Here is a 16,985-nt window from a genome sequence, read left to right as displayed (position 1 = left end):
TGAGAGAGAATGAACGAGTTGGTGCAGCGTTCGAGTTGGATGATGATGTCCTGCTTGCTGCAATATCCGGATGAGAAGTGGCATGAAACGGCGGATGAAATGTATGTAAGCTGGTGTGAACTGCTGCAACAGGATAGCGCTGAAATGAATGAACAGTTGATTCAGTTGGCGGGAATGTGCATTGCCGGATTCACGGGTATGGATTCGGAGGCGGTTACGGCTCAATATGTAAAGACATTTGATTTTAGTAAAAAAACAAATCTATACCTGACCTATGGACAGCTCGGCGAGGAGCGCGCACGCGGTCCGGCGCTGCTGAAGCTGAAGCAAATCTATGAAGAAGAGAATATGCTCCTCGCTACTGAGGAACTGCCGGATTACTTGCCGCTTGTGCTCGAATATGCGGCAGTTGCGGAGGATGATAAAGGGGCTTCCTTGTTGTATTCCTTCAAGGAGGCACTTGAAGGAACAAGGGAAGCACTCGTGGCCTTAGACAGCCCGTATCAACATGTACTTCAAGCGCTCATGCTGCTTCTCGAACAATCAGAGATGACGGAAGGTTCCTTCCACTTCGAACCGCCTGCCGGGTGCACGAGCACCGGAGAGATTACGGGTTGCGGCCCGATGTGGGCGGCGGCAGGTTACGGAGGCACTCCGACATATCAGAAGGTTGACCCCGACTCAATGAGAAGGAGGGCGACACCATGACGTTCGGTGATCAGTTTTTCTGGGTTATTTATCCGTATATTATTCTAATTATTTTTCTGGTTGGGTTATATTATCGGTACCAAACCGATCAGTTCGGTTGGACAGCCAAATCGAGCGAAATACTAGAGAAGAAAAAACTGAAATGGGGCAGCATTCTGTTCCATTTCGGCATCATGTTCGTATTGTTTGGGCATATTGGAGGACTGCTTATTCCAAAGTCCTGGCTTGAGGCCCTCGGTGTTAGCGATCATTTATACCATACCATGGCGATTTGGATCGGATCAGCTGCTGGCTTGATGACATTGGTTGGCTGCATCATCTTGTGCCTGCGCCGATTGACAGACCCTCGCATAAGGCGCACAAGCAGCTTCGGAGATATGTTGTCTATTATCCTGCTCACGCTCATCGTTGTTGTTGGAATGGGGGCAACACTGTTCAATGCAACGAGCCACAGCGGGTTCGATTATCGGGAAACGATCGCGCCATGGATTCGCGGTGTATTGACCTTCACGCCAGATGGCATCCTTATGAAGGATGTACCAAGTATATTTAAAATTCATATTATTCTTGCTTTGGGGTTGTTCGGTGTGTTCCCGTTTACGAGACTCGTTCATATGTTGAGCATGCCAATTAAATATTTGAGACGGAGTTATGTGCTGTATCGACGGCGGAGATAGAGTAGGAACACAGCGTTCCTGAACAGGAAGCCCGGAATAAAAAGGGGGAGCCCATGACATTAACTGGCGTCATTTTGGCAGGCGGGCGGAATTCACGGATGAAGGGAGCCAATAAAGCGTTGTTGCAATACGAGGGAGAACGGTTTATTGAGCGGCAAGTGCGAGTGATGAGTACGATCTGCGCTTCCATTATCGTTGTTACGCCAGATCCAACTATTTACAACGGCCTGTTGACCAATCCTATTTTGTATGTTCCTGATGTATATCCGGGCTGCGGACCATTGAGCGGCATGCACGCTGCCTTTCGTATTGTGAAGACGAAATATGCCTGGGTAGTCGGGTGTGATTATCCTGCAATTTCCGCAATGGCCGCTCAATGGATGTTGCGCTGTGCACAGGAAGGCGATTATGACGTGGTGCTGCCTGTCGCAGAAGGAAATCATCAGATGCTGCATGCGGTATACCGCCCTCTGGTGCTGCTGCCTATCATCACTGAACGTCTTGAGACAGGGCGGCATCGTCTGTCTGGGTTGCTTGAGTCATGCCGTTGGCACGGCGTAGTAGAGACGGATTGGAGACAAGCCAACATTCCGCTTGACTTCATCAAAGATGTGGACACGCCTGCGCAGTATAAGTCATTGCTGCGCGGTTGCGAGTTTCACTTAGAGAAGAAGGAGGAGAGAATTCGTGTGCGAAGCGAGATATAGCAGACAGCAAGGCTTCGTACCGATCGGAGTTTCAGGACAGGCTGAGCTTCAGCGTAAGCATGTGTTGATCGTGGGAGCGGGAGCACTCGGATCGGGAATTGCGGACATCTTGGCAAGAGCTGGTGTAGGGACGATGACAATCATCGACCGGGATTATGTAGAATGGAGTAATTTGCAGAGGCAGACGCTTTATGATGAGCAGGACGCTGCAGAACAGATGCCGAAGGCCGTTGCCGCAGCCCGCCGGCTCAGGCAGATTAATTCAAACATTGATATTCGGGCGCATGTGATGGATTGTACTGCTGCTGATTTGAAGGAGCTGATGGCTTCATCCGTTATCGATTTGATCATGGACGCGACGGATAATTACGAGATTCGCTTCATACTGAATGATGTCGCTTATCAATATGATGTACCCTGGATTCACGGAGCTTGTTCGGGAAGCTATGGGGTGACTTGCAATTTTATGCCCCAGCGCACACCGTGTCTGCATTGCTTGTTAGCAAGCATTCCGCTCGGTGCGGCCACTTGTGATCGGAATGGCGTTATTGCGCCAGCCGTTCAGATGGTTGTAGCGATGCAAGCTACGGAAGCTCTAAAGTATTTGTCAGGCAATAGCGCATGCATGTCTGAGCGGTATACGGTGTTCGATCTGTGGTCGAACACCTTCCAGTCGTTTCGGATAAACGCCGACAAGCGGCAAGATTCATGTCCGACTTGCGGCTCACATCGTACGTATCCATACTTGCAGACCAAGGCCGCGCTAAAGACGGAAGTGCTGTGTGGGCGTACTTCGGTATGGATTCGTCCCCCGCATCATTCTAATGTAGATTTGGATGAATTAGCTCGATCAATGCGGCGAAGCGGGAATCGGGTTACGTCGAATTCATACCTTGTTCAAGTAGAAGATGGTGAACATCGCATCGTTATATTTGCAGATGGGCGCGCCTTAGTCCATGGAACGGCAGATTCGGTAACGGCTAAGAAGCTCTATCATCGATATTTGGGATGAAGTAGGAAGGGAAGGTCGTCAAATGAAAATTTTATTGTTCGCGCATTTGAGTGAGCAGATGGGTGCTTCCGATTTGACATTGGATTTAGAACCGCTAACTGTTGAAGAATTGATGCATCGGTTGAAAGAATTATATCCAGTACTATCGCTCAACCATGTAATGGTTGCGGTGAATGAGTCTCTCGCGGACAGAAACTATCAGATTCAGGTTGCGGACACAGTAGCGCTGCTTCCACCGGTAAGCGGAGGCTAATAGACGGTGTGAGATTCGTGTTGAAGTTATGGTGAAACTGATTAGTAGGAGAGGGGGCCAGGCAATGGGCGAAGAGAGATTAACGCATTTCAATGGACAGGGCAGGGCGCATATGGTAGATGTGAGCGATAAGGTCGAAACAACCAGAATTGCGGTCGTCGAGAGTCGCATCAAGATGAAAGCGGAGACGATGCGCAAAATAAGTGCGGGCACCATCGGCAAGGGTGATGTGTTGGCGGTCGCACAAGTTGCCGGTATTATGGCTGCTAAGAAAACAGCAGACCTTATCCCGATGTGCCATCCGCTGCCGCTGAATGGAATCGACATTACTTTTGAAGAGGAAAATGAAGAGGTGTTGATGTTCCGCGTCATCGTCAAGACGACAGGTGTGACAGGCGTGGAGATGGAGGCACTCACCTCAGCGCAAGTGACCGGCTTAACGATCTACGATATGTGCAAGGCTGTGGACAAGGATATGGTATTAGGTCCGACGTATCTGGTAAAGAAGAGTGGTGGAAAAAGCGGAGATTACGTCAGAGCAGATATTTCCGCACAAGAGACGGGAGAGGGGAATGACGTATGAACCGGGATCGATACCGCATTACCGATCAGCCCATCGTGCCGGAAGAGGTGTCTAACCAAGTCAAGCGCCGAGAGGCAGGAGCGATTACATTGTTTCTCGGTACTGTACGGGAGTTAACACAAGGCAAGCGGACGCTCTACCTGGAGTATGAGGCTTATCCTTCAATGGCGGTTGCCGAGCTGGAACGAATCGGACAGGAGGTCCGGGAGCGGTGGTCGGACACAGAGACCGCAGTGACGCATCGCGTCGGTCGGCTGGAGATTTCGGACATTGCTGTTGTGATTGCCGTATCTTCACCACATCGGAAAGCTGCCTATGAAGCGAATGAATACATTATCGAACGGATTAAGCAGATTGTTCCGATCTGGAAGAAGGAACATTGGGAAGACGGATCCGAATGGATTGGAGATCAATGCAACAAGCAAGCCTATCCGGAAGGCAGACCGTTGTGCAGATAATGGAAGGGAATATTTTGTGAAGCACTGAGGACGTTGTTGATATTGGATGAAGTTAGAAAGGGGCGGTGAGAGCATGAGTGCATCTACACTAGTAGATAAATTTGGGCGACAACATGATTACTTGCGTATCTCGGTTACAGATCGATGCAATCTGCGCTGCATTTATTGTATGCCGGAAGAGGGAATTGAATTTGAACCGTCAGCAAACATCCTGGGCTATGAGGAGATTGCAGAAGTGGTACGAGTACTGGCTGGCATGGGGGTACGCAAACTGCGATTGACAGGCGGTGAGCCACTTGTGCGTAAGGAACTGGATGTGCTTGTCTCCATGCTGTCAGGAATTCCGGGGATCGAAGATATCTCGCTGACGACAAACGGCATCTTTCTAGCACCAAAGGCAGAACGGTTAAAGCAGGCAGGACTTACCCGTGTTAATATTAGTCTCGATTCTTTAAAGCCGGAGCGGTTCAAAATGATTACACGGGGTGGTAATGTAAACAAGGTGCTTGACAGCATCGATACCTGCCTTAAGGTAGGACTGTCTCCAGTAAAGCTGAACATTGTACTAATGAATGGGATTAATGATGATGAAATTGCTGACTTTCTGATGCTTACGAAGGAACGTCCGATAAACGTTAGATTTATCGAATATATGCCCATCGGGCATAATGATTCGCAATGGAAAAATCTATATGTTCCTTTGCAACGCGTGTTCGACGAATGCGAAGAGAGACAGTGGGCATACTCCACAGCACCTTCTTTGCAAAGCAGCGGTCCAGCAGGTAATTACAAGCTGGAAGAGGCGATGGGCAGCTTTGGGCTAATCCATCCAGTGAGCCAGCATTTCTGCAGTACTTGCAACCGACTACGCCTGACGGCTGATGGCTATATTAAGCCATGCCTGGCATGGACAGAGGAGTACCAAGTTCGTAATGTGATTGGGGATGATGAGGCGGTGCGCCAACTCTTCCTGCGCGCGCTGGGTACGAAGCCGGAAAGCCATGAGATGTTCAAACAATTGGCCGATGAGCAGACTACTCATACGCCGACGTCGCGCCGAATGTCGCAAATTGGCGGGTAAAGTGTGGATGCTGCTCAACGACAATTCTACGTTTCTAACAATATTTCGCCAGTACGTGATAAGTCATAGCCTGAAATGGATTGAAGCTCTTTCTTAAAATCCTTTGATCTGAGAATACCGAGCAACGAATGGATCCATGCTTGATTGTCTGGTGTATTCATCATGACAAGATCATAACGTTCCTGAATCAATGGTATAAAATCGATATTACCTACAATAACCGCCGCTTTTTCTATGCCTACGCCAACATCTGCTTCACCTAATGACACTTTAGAGGCTACGCCAAGATGATTGGTATGTTCTTGCTCGTAACCGATAAGCTGTTTGGACTTTATGCCATGTAGACGAAGTTGCTCATCTAACAATACACGAGCTCCGGAACCTTTCTCACGATTTGCAATTCGCAAGGCTTGATTCCCTAGATCAGACCATTCCTTTAGTTGTAGTGGGTTACCCTTCTGAACGTACAATCCTGCATTTCTGGAGAGTAAATTGACGACGGTGTAGGAGGATCCAATGAGTAACTTTTTAATATAAGGTAGGTTGTATTCACCTGAATCGCCATCGAAGAGATGCGTGCTGACAATATCGGATTCACCGCGATACATCGAGATGAGGCTATCAAGACTTCCGACATATGCGCGTAGCGGTCGTATTCCAACCGTATTTTTTTCCAAATGTTTTGTTAAAATATCGAGACTGGGATCCTGGCCTGTTATAACTACAGGGCGGAGCCCAGCAATGGAAGTTTGCATATTTGAACTCTTTGTACGATCTGTATTCGTTGGACGATCATTTATTTGTAGTCCTTTATGTTTTTGCTTAAACGCTTCGAGGTCCGCATGATCCACTCGCATTTGTTTGCCTACACGGTATGAGGGCAATTCACCTTTTTTAATAAGATCATATACGGTCAGTTTGGAAATTTTCAGCAACTTGGCAATTTCTTCGGTCGTATACGAAACATCGATGAACATTATGCTCCTCCTTATTTATTATGCTATTTATAACTATTATTTTCATTGTACCATATTCGGTTGTATTCATTTTGCTAACATCATTTACAATAGAAATGAAATAGTTATAATTCTATTTAGATATAATTAGTTATAATTGATGATAACTAAGGAGGGGGATTATGTTCAAATTTGTTAAAGGTTTTACGTTATTATCATTCGTTTTCGTTATGATGTTGGTATTTACCGGTTGTGGTGCTGCACAAAAGACAAATTCCGATACCAATACGAGTACTGCTATTCCAACAGAAAGTACACCAGCTTCTAGTGAGCAACCCGTCGAAACGGTTGAACTAACTATTTCGGCTGCAGCAAGCATGACGGATGCTTTGATGGAAATTCAGAAGACTTATGAATCTAAAAATCAAAACATTAAACTGAACTTCAATTTCGGCGCATCCGGTGCGCTGCAACAGCAAATTGAGCAAGGAGCACCGGCTGATTTGTTCCTGTCCGCTTCCGTTAAGAACATGACAGCCCTTGTTGAAAAACAATTGATTGAAACGAATCAACAAGTTAATTTGTTGAATAATGAGCTTGTTGTTGTTGTTCCTGTAGACGGAAAAACGCCGATTGAAAATATAGCAGATCTAACTAAGCCGGAAGTGAAAAACGTTGCGATTGGCATACCGGAAAGCGTGCCTGCTGGCAACTATGCCAAGGAAGCGCTCACGAACGCGAAGCTATGGGACGGTTTGCAAGCTAAATCCGTACAGGCAAAAGACGTTAGACAAGTACTTCAATATGTAGAGACCGGCAATGCGGATGCGGGCTTTGTATATAAGACAGATGCGCTAACATCTGATAAAGTTAGGATTGCTTTTGCGGTTGACCCAAATACGTATGACACTATCCAATATCCGATTGGTATAATCAAAGCTACGAAAAATAATAAGGAAGCCGAAAATTTTTACACATATTTGCAATCGCAAGAAGCACTTGATGTATTTACTAAATATGGCTTTAAGGTTCCTAACTAATCGTGGCTTCATTCAATTCACATGATTTTTGGTCGCCTATTCAGCTTTCATTACAAGTAGCTTTGTTATCAAGCATAGTCGTTATCATCATTGGAGTAGCAATCGCATGGTGGTTATCCCGCCGCTCATTCAAAGGCAAGATTATTCTTGAAACGATATTTATGCTGCCGTTGGTGCTCCCCCCAACAGTAGTTGGCTTTTTATTACTTGTTATGTTAGGACGGAGAAGTTGGATTGGAAAGTGGATAGAATGGTTTTTTAACGCACCTATTGTATTTACTTGGTGGGCTGCCGTTGTTGCCTCTATCGTTGTTTCTTTTCCTCTTGTTTATCAGACCATGAAAGTTGGATTTGCTTCTGTAGATCGGAACTTGGAGGATGCAGCCCGCTCGACCGGCGCGAACGAATGGGGGGTATTCAGGTACATAACACTACCGTTAACGTTTCGATCGCTGATCACTGCTTATATTTTGGGCTTTGCACGCGGTCTAGGTGAATTCGGAGCTACATTAATGATTGCGGGAAACATTCCAGGCAAAACACAAACGATTCCAACGGCTATCTATGTTGCGGTAGATTCTGGCAACACTCCGCTAGCTTGGGCTTGGACAGCCGCTATTATTGTAATCTCATTTCTTTTGCTGCTTGCTAGTCGTAAAATCTCATGAAATGGGATAATTATAAATGAATAAATGAATTGGTAAGCAAAATGAAGAGTCGATAGCTGTAATCGGCTCTTTTTATATTTTATTTCGGTTTAAAACTATGACATGAACTTGGGTATTTACGAAGTCCAGCAATACACATAATATGGAGTTATTAGCGAAGTTCGTAAACATACAGTTATAGGAAATAATTGTAAATAATATAAAAGAATCGGAGGAGAAACGAGAATGATTCAATCAATAGTCCATATCGCTCTTGTTGTTAAGGATTATGATGAGGCCATAGATTTTTATACAAAGAAACTTCATTTTACATTAGTAGAGGATACTTATCAGCCAGAACAAGATAAACGATGGGTGGTAGTTGCTCCGCCGGGCTCAGTAGGTACAACAATTTTACTGGCAAGAGCATCGAAACCAGATCAAGAAGTATTTATAGGTAATCAATCCGGCGGGAGAGTTTTCTTGTTTCTAAACACTGATGATTTCTGGAGAGATTATAACGATATGATTTCTAATGGAATAGAATTTGTAAGAGAACCTAAAGAACAGTCATATGGGATAGTTGCAGTATTTAAAGATCTTTATGGGAACCTATGGGATTTATTGCAATTAAACGAAGACCATCCTATTATTAATCGAATGAATTAGAAATATAGAAGGTTATTCAGTGTAAGAATTACAAAGAAGGCAAGTACCTCCGATAACATCATATTCACGCATCGCAGCCTGGTGGCTGCTAGGTCCGCGCGCGGAATTTCGAGGATGTTATATCAGGCGGACAACCCTGCACCGACTAACCGCGTCGCGGCCGGGCCTTTGGTCCTTAAGTCGGTGAGGGTTCGTGAATACGGGAACGTTATAGGAAATCAACGCAAATAATTAAAAAAATCAAAACCTATTTAAATTAATTGTTGAATTAACTAACGAGTCGTTAATTGAAGGTGATATGTTTCAATAATATAAAAGGCAAAAATAGTAATAAAAAGGAGTCTATGGAATGATGAGCGTTTTTAAGAAATTAAGAAATGAATATGTAATTTGGCATGCAAATCGTGTTAAGTTTCCAAAATTTACACCAAGCATTATAGTCAGAAAAAACGTAGCTTTTTCTGGAAGGGTGCAAAAGGTAGGATTCCGCTTGGAAATATATTGTATTGCTCGAAGAATGAAATTAACTGGATGGGTGAGAAATTTAAAAGATGGAAGTGTGGAAGCAGAATTACAAGGGGAAGAGTCGCATATTGATTTTCTGGTCCATTGCATGCGGTCATTGAAACGGGCGTCTGTAAAGAAAATGACTATAATTGATCTGCCTATTAGAGAGGGTGAAGAAAGCTTTACAATAGTGGAATAAAGTACATATAGTATAAGCGACTTTCCTAATTTCAATTTCGAACACTTGATTAAAACTAACGGATACTATAGTTAAGTATTGGTTATTTCGAAGGAGGCGCCGACATCCTATAACATTGCTTCTACGCTGCGGGGCATTCGCCCCTTGGTTGTCAGGTGATAAAGCATAGAAGAAGAATCAGATAACATACGCCCCGGCCTAAGATAAGAGCTATCTAAGGCCGGGGCGCGTCGTAGATGCGGAAACGTTATAGGAAATCCCCCACAAAACAAAAGATTCGTAAATAACCTATGAAAGTGGGAAAGTATATGAATATCCATATTAGAGAATTGAATGAGCATGATCCGGTAGCTATTTCAGCATCATTTAAAGAACAAGGATGGAATAAGCCCGTTGATTTGTATCTTAACTATCTTGAGGAACAAAAAAACGGCGATAGAGTCTCAATAATTGCTGAAGTAGATAATACTTTCGCAGGTTATGTAAATATATTATGGAATTCATACTATCCATCCTTTAAAGATAAGGGAATCCCAGAGATAAATGATTTTAATGTTTTAATCAAATATCGCTGTCAAGGTGTTGGCTCTAAATTGATGGATAAGGCGGAAAATATTATTAAAGAACGATCTGAGATTGCGGGCATTGGAGTTGGATTATTTTCGGATTATGGAAATGCACAAATTTTGTATGCAAAGCGTGGGTATATTCCAGATGGTAAGGGAATCTATAATAGTCACCGATATATTGATCGTGGAGATACAGTAATAATAGATGATGATGTTGCACTCTATCTAATAAAGAAATTGACATAATAAAGGTTAATAGAAATTATTCGTAAGGAATGTTTTGATGTCGGGGGAGATCTTATAACATAACATTCCTGCATAGTCGCGTTGACTCCTCGGTCGCAAGAGGCATTTCAGAGAAGTGAATCAAGCGACACATCCAACCGGCTAAGTGGCGAAACCACCCGGACCTACGTCCTTAAGCCGATTGGACGTCAGGAATGCGAAACGTTATGTGTAATTCCTAAAGTCATAAAAAGCCGATTTGAAAAGCGATGTAAAAGGCGCGGACCAAACATAACACTAAGTTCATGCTGTAGGCTTTACGCCTTGGGATTGGCAGAGTTTTTGGCAAGGGAGCGGATCAGCCGGATATATCTGACATATGTCGGACGTCCTGAACACCAGAACGTTCTACAAAATGGGGAAAAGAGGCGTATCCGCAGGGTGAGTTGGTAAGAAGGGTTTTAAAAAAACTTTATCTAAAAAATATTAATAGTATTGAAGGCGGTAATGTATGAACTCGCTAACAAAAGAAACGATGGATGAATTATTGGCAGCAATGGACACTTATAAAGTAATTGCGCGAGAACTCATTGACAAATTAATATCGGAAACTAACCAGCCTGAAAAATCAGAGATCATAAAAGGAAGTTACTACTTACTTTCAAATGCGGATTTACTAAACGGTGAAGAACATTTAACTGGTAATTGGTACTTTGATGTTCATGGAGAGCATTGCATGTTTGAGAATTTAGAAACTGGACAAAAATTAGAAGTTTCTCTCGGGAGTATAGACGATATTGGAAACGTTGACCCTTATTTTTTTTATGATTTCTTGAAATCAACTGAGAATCTTAAACACTTGATTGAATATTTCGAAAATCCATTTGGTGATATGTTGAACTTTTTTGAAGTATTAGAAAAACGAAAAATGCTTATGCATATTCATGGTGTTGAATACAGAAAGATTCTTACAGAATGAAAAACCGTTCCACATCCAGATATAATAAAAACTTTAGAAAGTCATGCTGATTGCATGGAAATGTATCAAAGTGGATTGCCAGAAGAATTATGTGGGTTGCTCGAGGAAGGTAGAAACATCAGTTAACACCCGCAATCACGCATCGAGCTTTATCTGAAAGATCGTCCCCCAGAGATTTGTATGTTATTCAGTCGAAACGTCCTGTTGCTCGATGTGAAAAACATATTGATACTATAAACTAACAGGCTGTATAGCGTGATAATGAATTTCGGAAGGACGATGATTATTTTGGATAAACGATTAACATTTAATGAGGATGTGAAGAATTACGAAAAATGGAGACCGACATATTGTGATAAATTATTCAAAGATATTATAGAGTATTCTCAAATTGAGCAAGGCAAAAAAGCAATTGAAATTGGTATGGGAACAGGTCAGGCAACAAGATCTTTTTTGGAAACAGGCTGTGAATTAACGGCAATTGAATTAGGAAAAGATCTTGCAGAATATTCAAAATTGAAGTTTCTAGAATATAAAAACTTTACAGTATGCAATACTGCATTTGAAGAATTTGAATGTCCAGATGACAGTATTGATTTAATTTATTCAGCTACTGCATTTCATTGGATTCCAGAAGAAACAGGCTATTCTAAAGTCTCAAAATTATTAAAAACCGATGGAACACTAGCATTATTTTGGAACCGTCCATTTGTATCACGAGAAAATGATGAGTTACATCAGAATATTCAAAGCATATATCAAAAATATAGACCTTCCAGTACCAAAATTGTGGAGCATGATACTGAAAGATATAATTATCGAAAGAAAACAATTCAGGCATATGGATTTAGAGAAATTGTGTTCAAGTTATATCATTTAACAAGAAGATTTACTTCGACTGACTATATTGCCTTATTAAATACATATTCAGACCATAGAACAATGCCATCAAGTACAAGAGTATTATTTGAAAACGAGATTAGAGAAGCGATTTTACGATTTGGTGATGTGTTATATGTTTATGATACTATCGATTTGTATTTAGCAAGAAAATGATTTGTTCTCGTTGCATTAACGGGAAATGTTTGTTGAGTTGTATTTGTTATTAGATAAAGTCATGTAGGTCGATGTTCGGTCTCTACTCGAAGAAGTGGGGCCGTTCCATTAGATAACACTGTATTAACGTTTCAGGGTTATCGCTCCTTGATTGCCAGATGTATAATCATGGAAGAATCTCAGGCAACAAATGCCCCAGCCTAAGATAAGAGCTATCTAAGGCTGGGGCATTTCATGAATACTAGAGACGTTATACGAAATACCTGAATCGAATGTTAAAAGAATGGCAGGACCTAACCTAAGCGTTAAAAATAAAATTACGGATTATTAAATGCATTAATCATTTCTTGTGGGGGATTTATGATGAATAAAATGATCGAGTACGGTTTTTTATGCACAAGTAAGGATGAAAAGTCATTAATGAGTGCTCTTTATAAATTTTTGGAACCACTTAATAGAACCTTCTCAAAAAGCAATAATAAAGGTATGTTGAATGCGAGACTTCCATATATTTATAAATATTATTATTGGAATTTAAATAAAGAAAAGCAAGTATATGTAGAAATATACCCAAATACAGATTTAGAAGGGAAATGTAAGTTTCCCAATGAAGACGTAGGGTGGGTATTGTTTGCTAATCTGAAAGATGTAGCACCACCATATCATGTACCTATCGAAGAACAAGAAAAATATCTTAAAGATTTACTAAGCTCATCCAATTTTGATTTTGTAAAACTATATGAGTATAGCGATGACGAAGAAAGACTATAGACTGTTGGCAGGTGGATATGTGTGCAACACCTATCACCAACTCGGCCAAATCATGCCTGAAGTTTATGACTCAATCAATCTGTAAAAGAAGGTGGTTTTAACATTTGTCGGATATCACTACTGTTGAAGTGAAATTAAAAAGTCGAAAAGATTTGCTACAAAAATATATTGATTCGCCTGAAAAACAGCACCAGCTTTATCAAAAGACTTTGATTATCGTTGCACTTTCTCAAATCTTTGGCGGAGCTGGACTTGCAGCAGGCGTAACCGTCGGCGCGCTCCTTGCTCAGGATATGTTGGGTACGAACAGCTATGCGGGGATTCCTGCTGCTCTTATAACGCTAGGTTCTGCCGTGGCTGCGCTTCTAGTAGGACGACTTTCTCAACGTTTTGGCCGTCGAGCAGGACTATCAACAGGCTTTTTCGCTGGCGGCATAGGTGCAATCGGAGTCGTAATTTCGGCAGTCGCTAACAGTCTTCCGCTGTTGTTTGCTTCACTGCTGATCTATGGTGCTGGTACGGCTACAAACTTACAAGCACGCTATGCCGGTACCGACTTGGCTAAATCCACACAACGGGCAAGAGCAATCAGCATTGCGATGGTATCCACTACTTTTGGTGCCGTTGCGGGTCCAAATTTAGTAGATGTAATGGGTCGCTTCGCTATGTCTCTTGGTATTCCTACATTGGCGGGTCCGTTCATTCTAGCGGCAGCAGCTTACATTTTAGCTGGTCTGGTGCTTTTGGCTTTGCTCCGCCCGGATCCATTTGTCGTTTCTAAAGCCATAACTGAAGCACAAAAAGCAAGCCAGGACAACGTTCCAGAAACAAATATCAAGACAGCGGCTTTCAACAACAGGGGAATCATTGTCGGGGCAACCGTCATGGTGTTAACTCAAATCGTCATGATCGCAATCATGACGATGACACCCGTCCACATGAAAGATCACGGACATGGTTTACGAGAGGTAGGGTTGGTAATTGGCATTCATATCGCTGCTATGTATCTCCCTTCCCTTGTGACCGGTATCCTTGTAGACAAGCTCGGACGAACGATTATGTCATACGCTTCAGGAATTACGCTTCTCTTAGCAGGGATTTTTGCCGCATGGGCACCGCCCGATTCAATGGTATTGCTTATCGTCGCTCTAGCACTACTGGGACTCGGATGGAACTTTGGTTTAATTAGCGGTACAGCGCAGATCATTGATGCAACGCCGCCAGACATTCGTGCAAAAACACAAGGAACGGTTGATGTTCTGGTTGCATTGGCAGGGGCATCTGGAGGAGCTTTGTCTGGTATGGTCGTTGCACATTCTAACTTTACGATCCTATCTCTTGTGGGAGGTTTCAGTTCTCTGCTGCTTATCCCAGTTGTAATTTGGGCACACAGCAATCGGAGAAAAGATGTAGTCATAGAAAGGCAATTATAGATATGATTTTGGCATTTTATCGAAGTGGTTCTGTCAATGTTTTTAGTATATGAAGCCATAGGAGGAGTTTAAAGAACATGGAGTTAACCGAGGAAAATAAGAAAAAGATACAGAATATTATCCATGAGCACCAATTTGGTCATGCTCTGGAATATTTAATGGAACATACACGACAAGGGATTCGATTATCCAAACGGGGACTGGATGACTACGGTAAAGCCTGTACCTCCCGAATTGGTGGAGATCCGGATCTTCCCCCGCAGGTTGAATGGCCGCAGGATTCCGAGGGGAAGCCGATGACTTTTTTGGCTCAGCTACAGTTGGGGGATTTGGCCCAGTATGATGATTCTTCATTGCTTCCGGTTAGCGGCATGCTGTATTTCTTTATAGGTGTCGATGAGCCTGCCTATAACATTGAGCATCGGGTTCTGTTTTTGCAAGAAGATCAAATTGTTGACGCTCGTCGGCGCCCTTCTCCAGAATTGACTACGCTCGAAGAGGAATATACTGGTTATCACGTTGAAGCAAGGGCGTCACTTGAACCTCCCAACTATGCATATGTGGATGATGAACAGGTAGAAGACGATGAGCATGATTTCGAAGCTTATGAAGAGCTGTGCTTCCAGTTGAGCGGTTCGGATAGTGACGATCTGGCTGTAATCTTCGGCTATCCCGCCACCCAGCACGGAGATTGTGAATATGAGGCCGCTTTAATGATGCTAACAGGGAAGGAATACACCTACTCTCCCGAAGCAGCAATGCAGCAAATTACCGCTCATTTTGGCGGCAGCTCGGAACGGGCTGAGCAGGAGATTCGGGATACACTGCTGCTGCTGGCCATCGATTCGGATGATGAGGTAGGCTTCTGTTGGTGGGATGCCGGAGAATTACAATTTTATATTCGTAAAGAGGATTTACTTGCGGGAAACTTTGCGCATACCTATTGTTCTTTATACTCCAGCTGACAATCTGTCCAAAAGCTGCTGCTTCTCGGAAGCAAAATTAATGATGTCCTGACAGATAACGGGAGAAGTGGAGAGTATGTTAATATCGGTTGCTCCAAACGTTAAGTGGGCAGAGGGCCAAAAAAACTACTGAATTTGGAACCTCAGGCTTATTGAAGGACAACATATATACATCAGGAACCGCGAATATCGCGGTTCTTTTTGTGGTAAGGATGTAAGTTTGCAGTATCCCAGCCATAAAAAATCCCCTCCAAGATCAACAGTAATTTTACTGTCTACTTAAAGGGGATAATATTAGAATTGCTGATATATATTCTCTAAATCTTTCATTAGATCGGGTATCCAGGCTTCAGATCCTGGGATTGTCTCTGTGCCGCCATAAACAAGCCATCGCAAAGTTTTTATTAGCCAACATAAACCGCCGATATGCACTTGCCAGTTCAGATGATCGATATTTATATCAGTTACCTCTAGAAATGCTGATAATAAATCTTCTCTTGATAGATTGCTACAGTGATGCGCCTCCTTAATTAAGCAATACAAGTCACCAAGATGAGGACTTAAATAAGCATGGGACCAATCAATTGGCATAATTCCATTGTCTTGAATCAGAAGGTTCTTTGCATGATAATCAGCATGTATTAGCGAAGTAGGGACCTTATGATATAACATCTCTAATTGTTGTGGTAATACTCCCTTAACGTCTAGTAATAATCTGTTCCCTGCTAATTTATCCGATTTCAGAAGATCGTCCAACATCTGAAGAAAGTCATCTTTTGAGACTGAATATTTTTCGATGGTCTTTCTTGAGAGCAACCTTTCAAGGTTGACTGTTGCTTTCACTCTAAGTCTTGCTAATTCCCTCGCAGCTTCAAGAAAATACTCAGGCTCTATCTGCTGTTCCAAATCTCTTTTTCCGGCATCCTCCATGATGATAACTGCGCTGTCCTTCATGTGAATGATCTCAAAGATCTGCGGTGCCTTTAACTCCAATGGATGAACCAACTCTTCATAAATTGTAGCTTCCCTAGCCATCTCATTTCCGCTCCATTTAATAATGCGGGTTTCACCCTGTAACAACTGTACTCTGTAAACTTCGGAAAGAGCCCATTTCCTCAAGGGTGACCATTCAGTAACCTCATTCAACAAGGGCATCTTCGAACAATAAGCTGATATTTTTGCCGGAATCATATATATTGCCTCCTCTTTTCCTTTAACAAATCATATTCTTACACAATCCGGCAAAAAAAAGTAGACTTATAATTTAATATTTGCTATGATGTTGAATAGGGTCTCGAAAAAATTCGGGACTCTTTTTATTTCTAAATGTACGACACATAAATGGATATAGATGTATTTATAGTAAATAATATCTTGACGTTTATATTGTAAACGGATACAATGAGAACAAATTATGTGAATGGGTTGGTAACGATGAAAATGTTTATGACAGGAACTATCGATTAATCGATAACTGAATAAGGTATGAA

At 42.6% G+C, this 16,985-nt stretch carries 20 protein-coding genes; 18 read left to right on the top strand and 2 right to left on the bottom strand.

The window, feature by feature from the left end; all coding sequences use genetic code 11:
- The first annotated feature begins 9 nt into the window (after positions 1 to 9).
- From narJ to moaA, 8 genes are all read left to right on the top strand, one after another.
- Complete coding sequence (narJ, locus tag MNQ98_RS17150; protein WP_241929348.1) at positions 10 to 708, top strand: nitrate reductase molybdenum cofactor assembly chaperone; 699 nt, start codon at positions 10 to 12, stop codon at positions 706 to 708.
- Positions 705 to 1,385, top strand: coding sequence for a respiratory nitrate reductase subunit gamma (narI, locus tag MNQ98_RS17145; protein WP_241929347.1), 681 nt, complete (start codon positions 705 to 707; stop codon positions 1,383 to 1,385). The genes narJ and narI overlap by 4 nt, the downstream gene beginning before the upstream one ends.
- Before the next feature lie 53 nt (positions 1,386 to 1,438).
- The gene (mobA, locus tag MNQ98_RS17140; RefSeq protein WP_241929346.1) at positions 1,439 to 2,092 is read left to right on the top strand and encodes a molybdenum cofactor guanylyltransferase; all 654 of its coding nucleotides are present in this window, start codon (positions 1,439 to 1,441) and stop codon (positions 2,090 to 2,092) included.
- On the top strand, positions 2,073 to 3,104 hold the full coding sequence (locus tag MNQ98_RS17135; RefSeq protein ID WP_241929345.1) for a ThiF family adenylyltransferase: 1,032 nt from the start codon (positions 2,073 to 2,075) through the stop codon (positions 3,102 to 3,104). Before mobA ends, MNQ98_RS17135 begins: the two co-directional genes overlap by 20 nt.
- Positions 3,105 to 3,126: 22 nt before the next feature.
- A complete protein-coding gene (gene moaD, locus MNQ98_RS17130) occupies positions 3,127 to 3,357 on the top strand; it encodes a molybdopterin converting factor subunit 1 (protein WP_241929344.1) in 231 nt (76 codons plus the stop codon).
- Between the two features lie 64 nt (positions 3,358 to 3,421).
- Positions 3,422 to 3,940 (top strand): cyclic pyranopterin monophosphate synthase MoaC, encoded by a 519-nt coding sequence (moaC, locus tag MNQ98_RS17125; protein WP_241929343.1) that lies wholly within the window; start codon positions 3,422 to 3,424, stop codon positions 3,938 to 3,940.
- Entirely contained in the window at positions 3,937 to 4,398 is a 462-nt protein-coding gene (locus MNQ98_RS17120) for a molybdenum cofactor biosynthesis protein MoaE (protein ID WP_241929342.1), read from the top strand. The genes moaC and MNQ98_RS17120 overlap by 4 nt, the downstream gene beginning before the upstream one ends.
- Positions 4,399 to 4,471: 73 nt before the next feature.
- Positions 4,472 to 5,479 (top strand): GTP 3',8-cyclase MoaA, encoded by a 1,008-nt coding sequence (gene moaA, locus MNQ98_RS17115; RefSeq protein ID WP_241929341.1) that lies wholly within the window; start codon positions 4,472 to 4,474, stop codon positions 5,477 to 5,479.
- Between the two features lie 26 nt (positions 5,480 to 5,505).
- Here moaA and MNQ98_RS17110 read toward each other — a convergent pair whose 3' ends face one another.
- Positions 5,506 to 6,456, bottom strand: coding sequence for a helix-turn-helix transcriptional regulator (locus MNQ98_RS17110; protein WP_241929340.1), 951 nt, complete (start codon positions 6,454 to 6,456; stop codon positions 5,506 to 5,508).
- 161 nt (positions 6,457 to 6,617) lie between these two features.
- Here MNQ98_RS17110 and modA point away from each other — a divergent pair, with 161 nt between their 5' ends.
- The 10 genes from modA to MNQ98_RS17060 all read left to right on the top strand — a co-directional run bounded on the left by modA (position 6,618) and on the right by MNQ98_RS17060 (position 15,495).
- Positions 6,618 to 7,475 (top strand): molybdate ABC transporter substrate-binding protein, encoded by an 858-nt coding sequence (gene modA, locus MNQ98_RS17105; protein ID WP_241929339.1) that lies wholly within the window; start codon positions 6,618 to 6,620, stop codon positions 7,473 to 7,475.
- Between the two features lie 2 nt (positions 7,476 to 7,477).
- The gene (gene modB / locus MNQ98_RS17100; RefSeq protein WP_241929338.1) at positions 7,478 to 8,143 is read left to right on the top strand and encodes a molybdate ABC transporter permease subunit; all 666 of its coding nucleotides are present in this window, start codon (positions 7,478 to 7,480) and stop codon (positions 8,141 to 8,143) included.
- Positions 8,144 to 8,368: 225 nt separating this feature from the next.
- Positions 8,369 to 8,791, top strand: a complete 423-nt coding sequence (locus MNQ98_RS17095) for a VOC family protein (RefSeq protein WP_241929337.1) — start codon at positions 8,369 to 8,371, stop codon at positions 8,789 to 8,791.
- A gap of 349 nt (positions 8,792 to 9,140) precedes the next feature.
- Entirely contained in the window at positions 9,141 to 9,497 is a 357-nt protein-coding gene (locus MNQ98_RS17090) for an acylphosphatase (protein WP_241929336.1), read from the top strand.
- Positions 9,498 to 9,805: 308 nt separating this feature from the next.
- Complete coding sequence (locus MNQ98_RS17085; RefSeq protein ID WP_241929335.1) at positions 9,806 to 10,312, top strand: GNAT family N-acetyltransferase; 507 nt, start codon at positions 9,806 to 9,808, stop codon at positions 10,310 to 10,312.
- A gap of 490 nt (positions 10,313 to 10,802) precedes the next feature.
- On the top strand, positions 10,803 to 11,270 hold the full coding sequence (locus tag MNQ98_RS17080) for a DUF6896 domain-containing protein (RefSeq protein ID WP_241929334.1): 468 nt from the start codon (positions 10,803 to 10,805) through the stop codon (positions 11,268 to 11,270).
- A 288-nt stretch (positions 11,271 to 11,558) separates the two neighbouring features.
- Positions 11,559 to 12,326: a class I SAM-dependent methyltransferase gene (locus MNQ98_RS17075; protein ID WP_241929333.1), complete on the top strand. Its 768-nt coding sequence runs from the start codon at positions 11,559 to 11,561 to the stop codon at positions 12,324 to 12,326.
- Between the two features lie 363 nt (positions 12,327 to 12,689).
- A complete protein-coding gene (locus MNQ98_RS17070; RefSeq protein ID WP_241929332.1) occupies positions 12,690 to 13,097 on the top strand; it encodes a hypothetical protein in 408 nt (135 codons plus the stop codon).
- Between the two features lie 104 nt (positions 13,098 to 13,201).
- Entirely contained in the window at positions 13,202 to 14,530 is a 1,329-nt protein-coding gene (locus tag MNQ98_RS17065; RefSeq protein WP_241929331.1) for an MFS transporter, read from the top strand.
- Between the two features lie 77 nt (positions 14,531 to 14,607).
- Positions 14,608 to 15,495 carry a YwqG family protein gene (locus MNQ98_RS17060; protein WP_241929330.1) on the top strand — a complete coding sequence of 296 codons (888 nt, stop codon included), beginning with the start codon at positions 14,608 to 14,610 and terminating at the stop codon, positions 15,493 to 15,495.
- A gap of 294 nt (positions 15,496 to 15,789) precedes the next feature.
- On the opposite strand, the gene MNQ98_RS17055 is transcribed toward MNQ98_RS17060, so the two are convergent.
- The gene (locus MNQ98_RS17055) at positions 15,790 to 16,686 is read right to left on the bottom strand and encodes a phosphotransferase family protein (protein WP_241929329.1); all 897 of its coding nucleotides are present in this window, start codon (positions 16,684 to 16,686) and stop codon (positions 15,790 to 15,792) included.
- Between the last annotated feature and the right edge of the window lie 299 nt (positions 16,687 to 16,985).

It is taken from the genome of Paenibacillus sp. N3/727 (genome assembly GCF_022637315.1).
Taxonomy (GTDB): Bacteria; Bacillota; Bacilli; order Paenibacillales; family Paenibacillaceae; genus Paenibacillus_AQ; species Paenibacillus_AQ uliginis.
This window is presented reverse-complemented; position numbering and strand designations above follow the sequence as displayed.

What these genes read in the sequence shown, in the direction of transcription:
- narJ (WP_241929348.1), top strand. Translation starts at nt 10, where the DNA reads ATGAACGAGTTGGTGCAGCGTTCGAGTTGGATGATGATGTCCTGCTTG.
- narI (WP_241929347.1), top strand. Translation starts at nt 705, where the DNA reads ATGACGTTCGGTGATCAGTTTTTCTGGGTTATTTATCCGTATATTATT.
- mobA (WP_241929346.1), top strand. Translation starts at nt 1,439, where the DNA reads ATGACATTAACTGGCGTCATTTTGGCAGGCGGGCGGAATTCACGGATG.
- moaD (WP_241929344.1), top strand. Translation starts at nt 3,127, where the DNA reads ATGAAAATTTTATTGTTCGCGCATTTGAGTGAGCAGATGGGTGCTTCC.
- moaC (WP_241929343.1), top strand. Translation starts at nt 3,422, where the DNA reads ATGGGCGAAGAGAGATTAACGCATTTCAATGGACAGGGCAGGGCGCAT.
- MNQ98_RS17120 (WP_241929342.1), top strand. Translation starts at nt 3,937, where the DNA reads ATGAACCGGGATCGATACCGCATTACCGATCAGCCCATCGTGCCGGAA.
- moaA (WP_241929341.1), top strand. Translation starts at nt 4,472, where the DNA reads ATGAGTGCATCTACACTAGTAGATAAATTTGGGCGACAACATGATTAC.
- MNQ98_RS17110 (WP_241929340.1), bottom strand. Translation starts at nt 6,456, where the DNA reads ATGTTCATCGATGTTTCGTATACGACCGAAGAAATTGCCAAGTTGCTG.
- modA (WP_241929339.1), top strand. Translation starts at nt 6,618, where the DNA reads ATGTTCAAATTTGTTAAAGGTTTTACGTTATTATCATTCGTTTTCGTT.
- MNQ98_RS17095 (WP_241929337.1), top strand. Translation starts at nt 8,369, where the DNA reads ATGATTCAATCAATAGTCCATATCGCTCTTGTTGTTAAGGATTATGAT.
- MNQ98_RS17090 (WP_241929336.1), top strand. Translation starts at nt 9,141, where the DNA reads ATGATGAGCGTTTTTAAGAAATTAAGAAATGAATATGTAATTTGGCAT.
- MNQ98_RS17085 (WP_241929335.1), top strand. Translation starts at nt 9,806, where the DNA reads ATGAATATCCATATTAGAGAATTGAATGAGCATGATCCGGTAGCTATT.
- MNQ98_RS17080 (WP_241929334.1), top strand. Translation starts at nt 10,803, where the DNA reads ATGAACTCGCTAACAAAAGAAACGATGGATGAATTATTGGCAGCAATG.
- MNQ98_RS17070 (WP_241929332.1), top strand. Translation starts at nt 12,690, where the DNA reads ATGAATAAAATGATCGAGTACGGTTTTTTATGCACAAGTAAGGATGAA.
- MNQ98_RS17060 (WP_241929330.1), top strand. Translation starts at nt 14,608, where the DNA reads ATGGAGTTAACCGAGGAAAATAAGAAAAAGATACAGAATATTATCCAT.
- MNQ98_RS17055 (WP_241929329.1), bottom strand. Translation starts at nt 16,686, where the DNA reads ATGATTCCGGCAAAAATATCAGCTTATTGTTCGAAGATGCCCTTGTTG.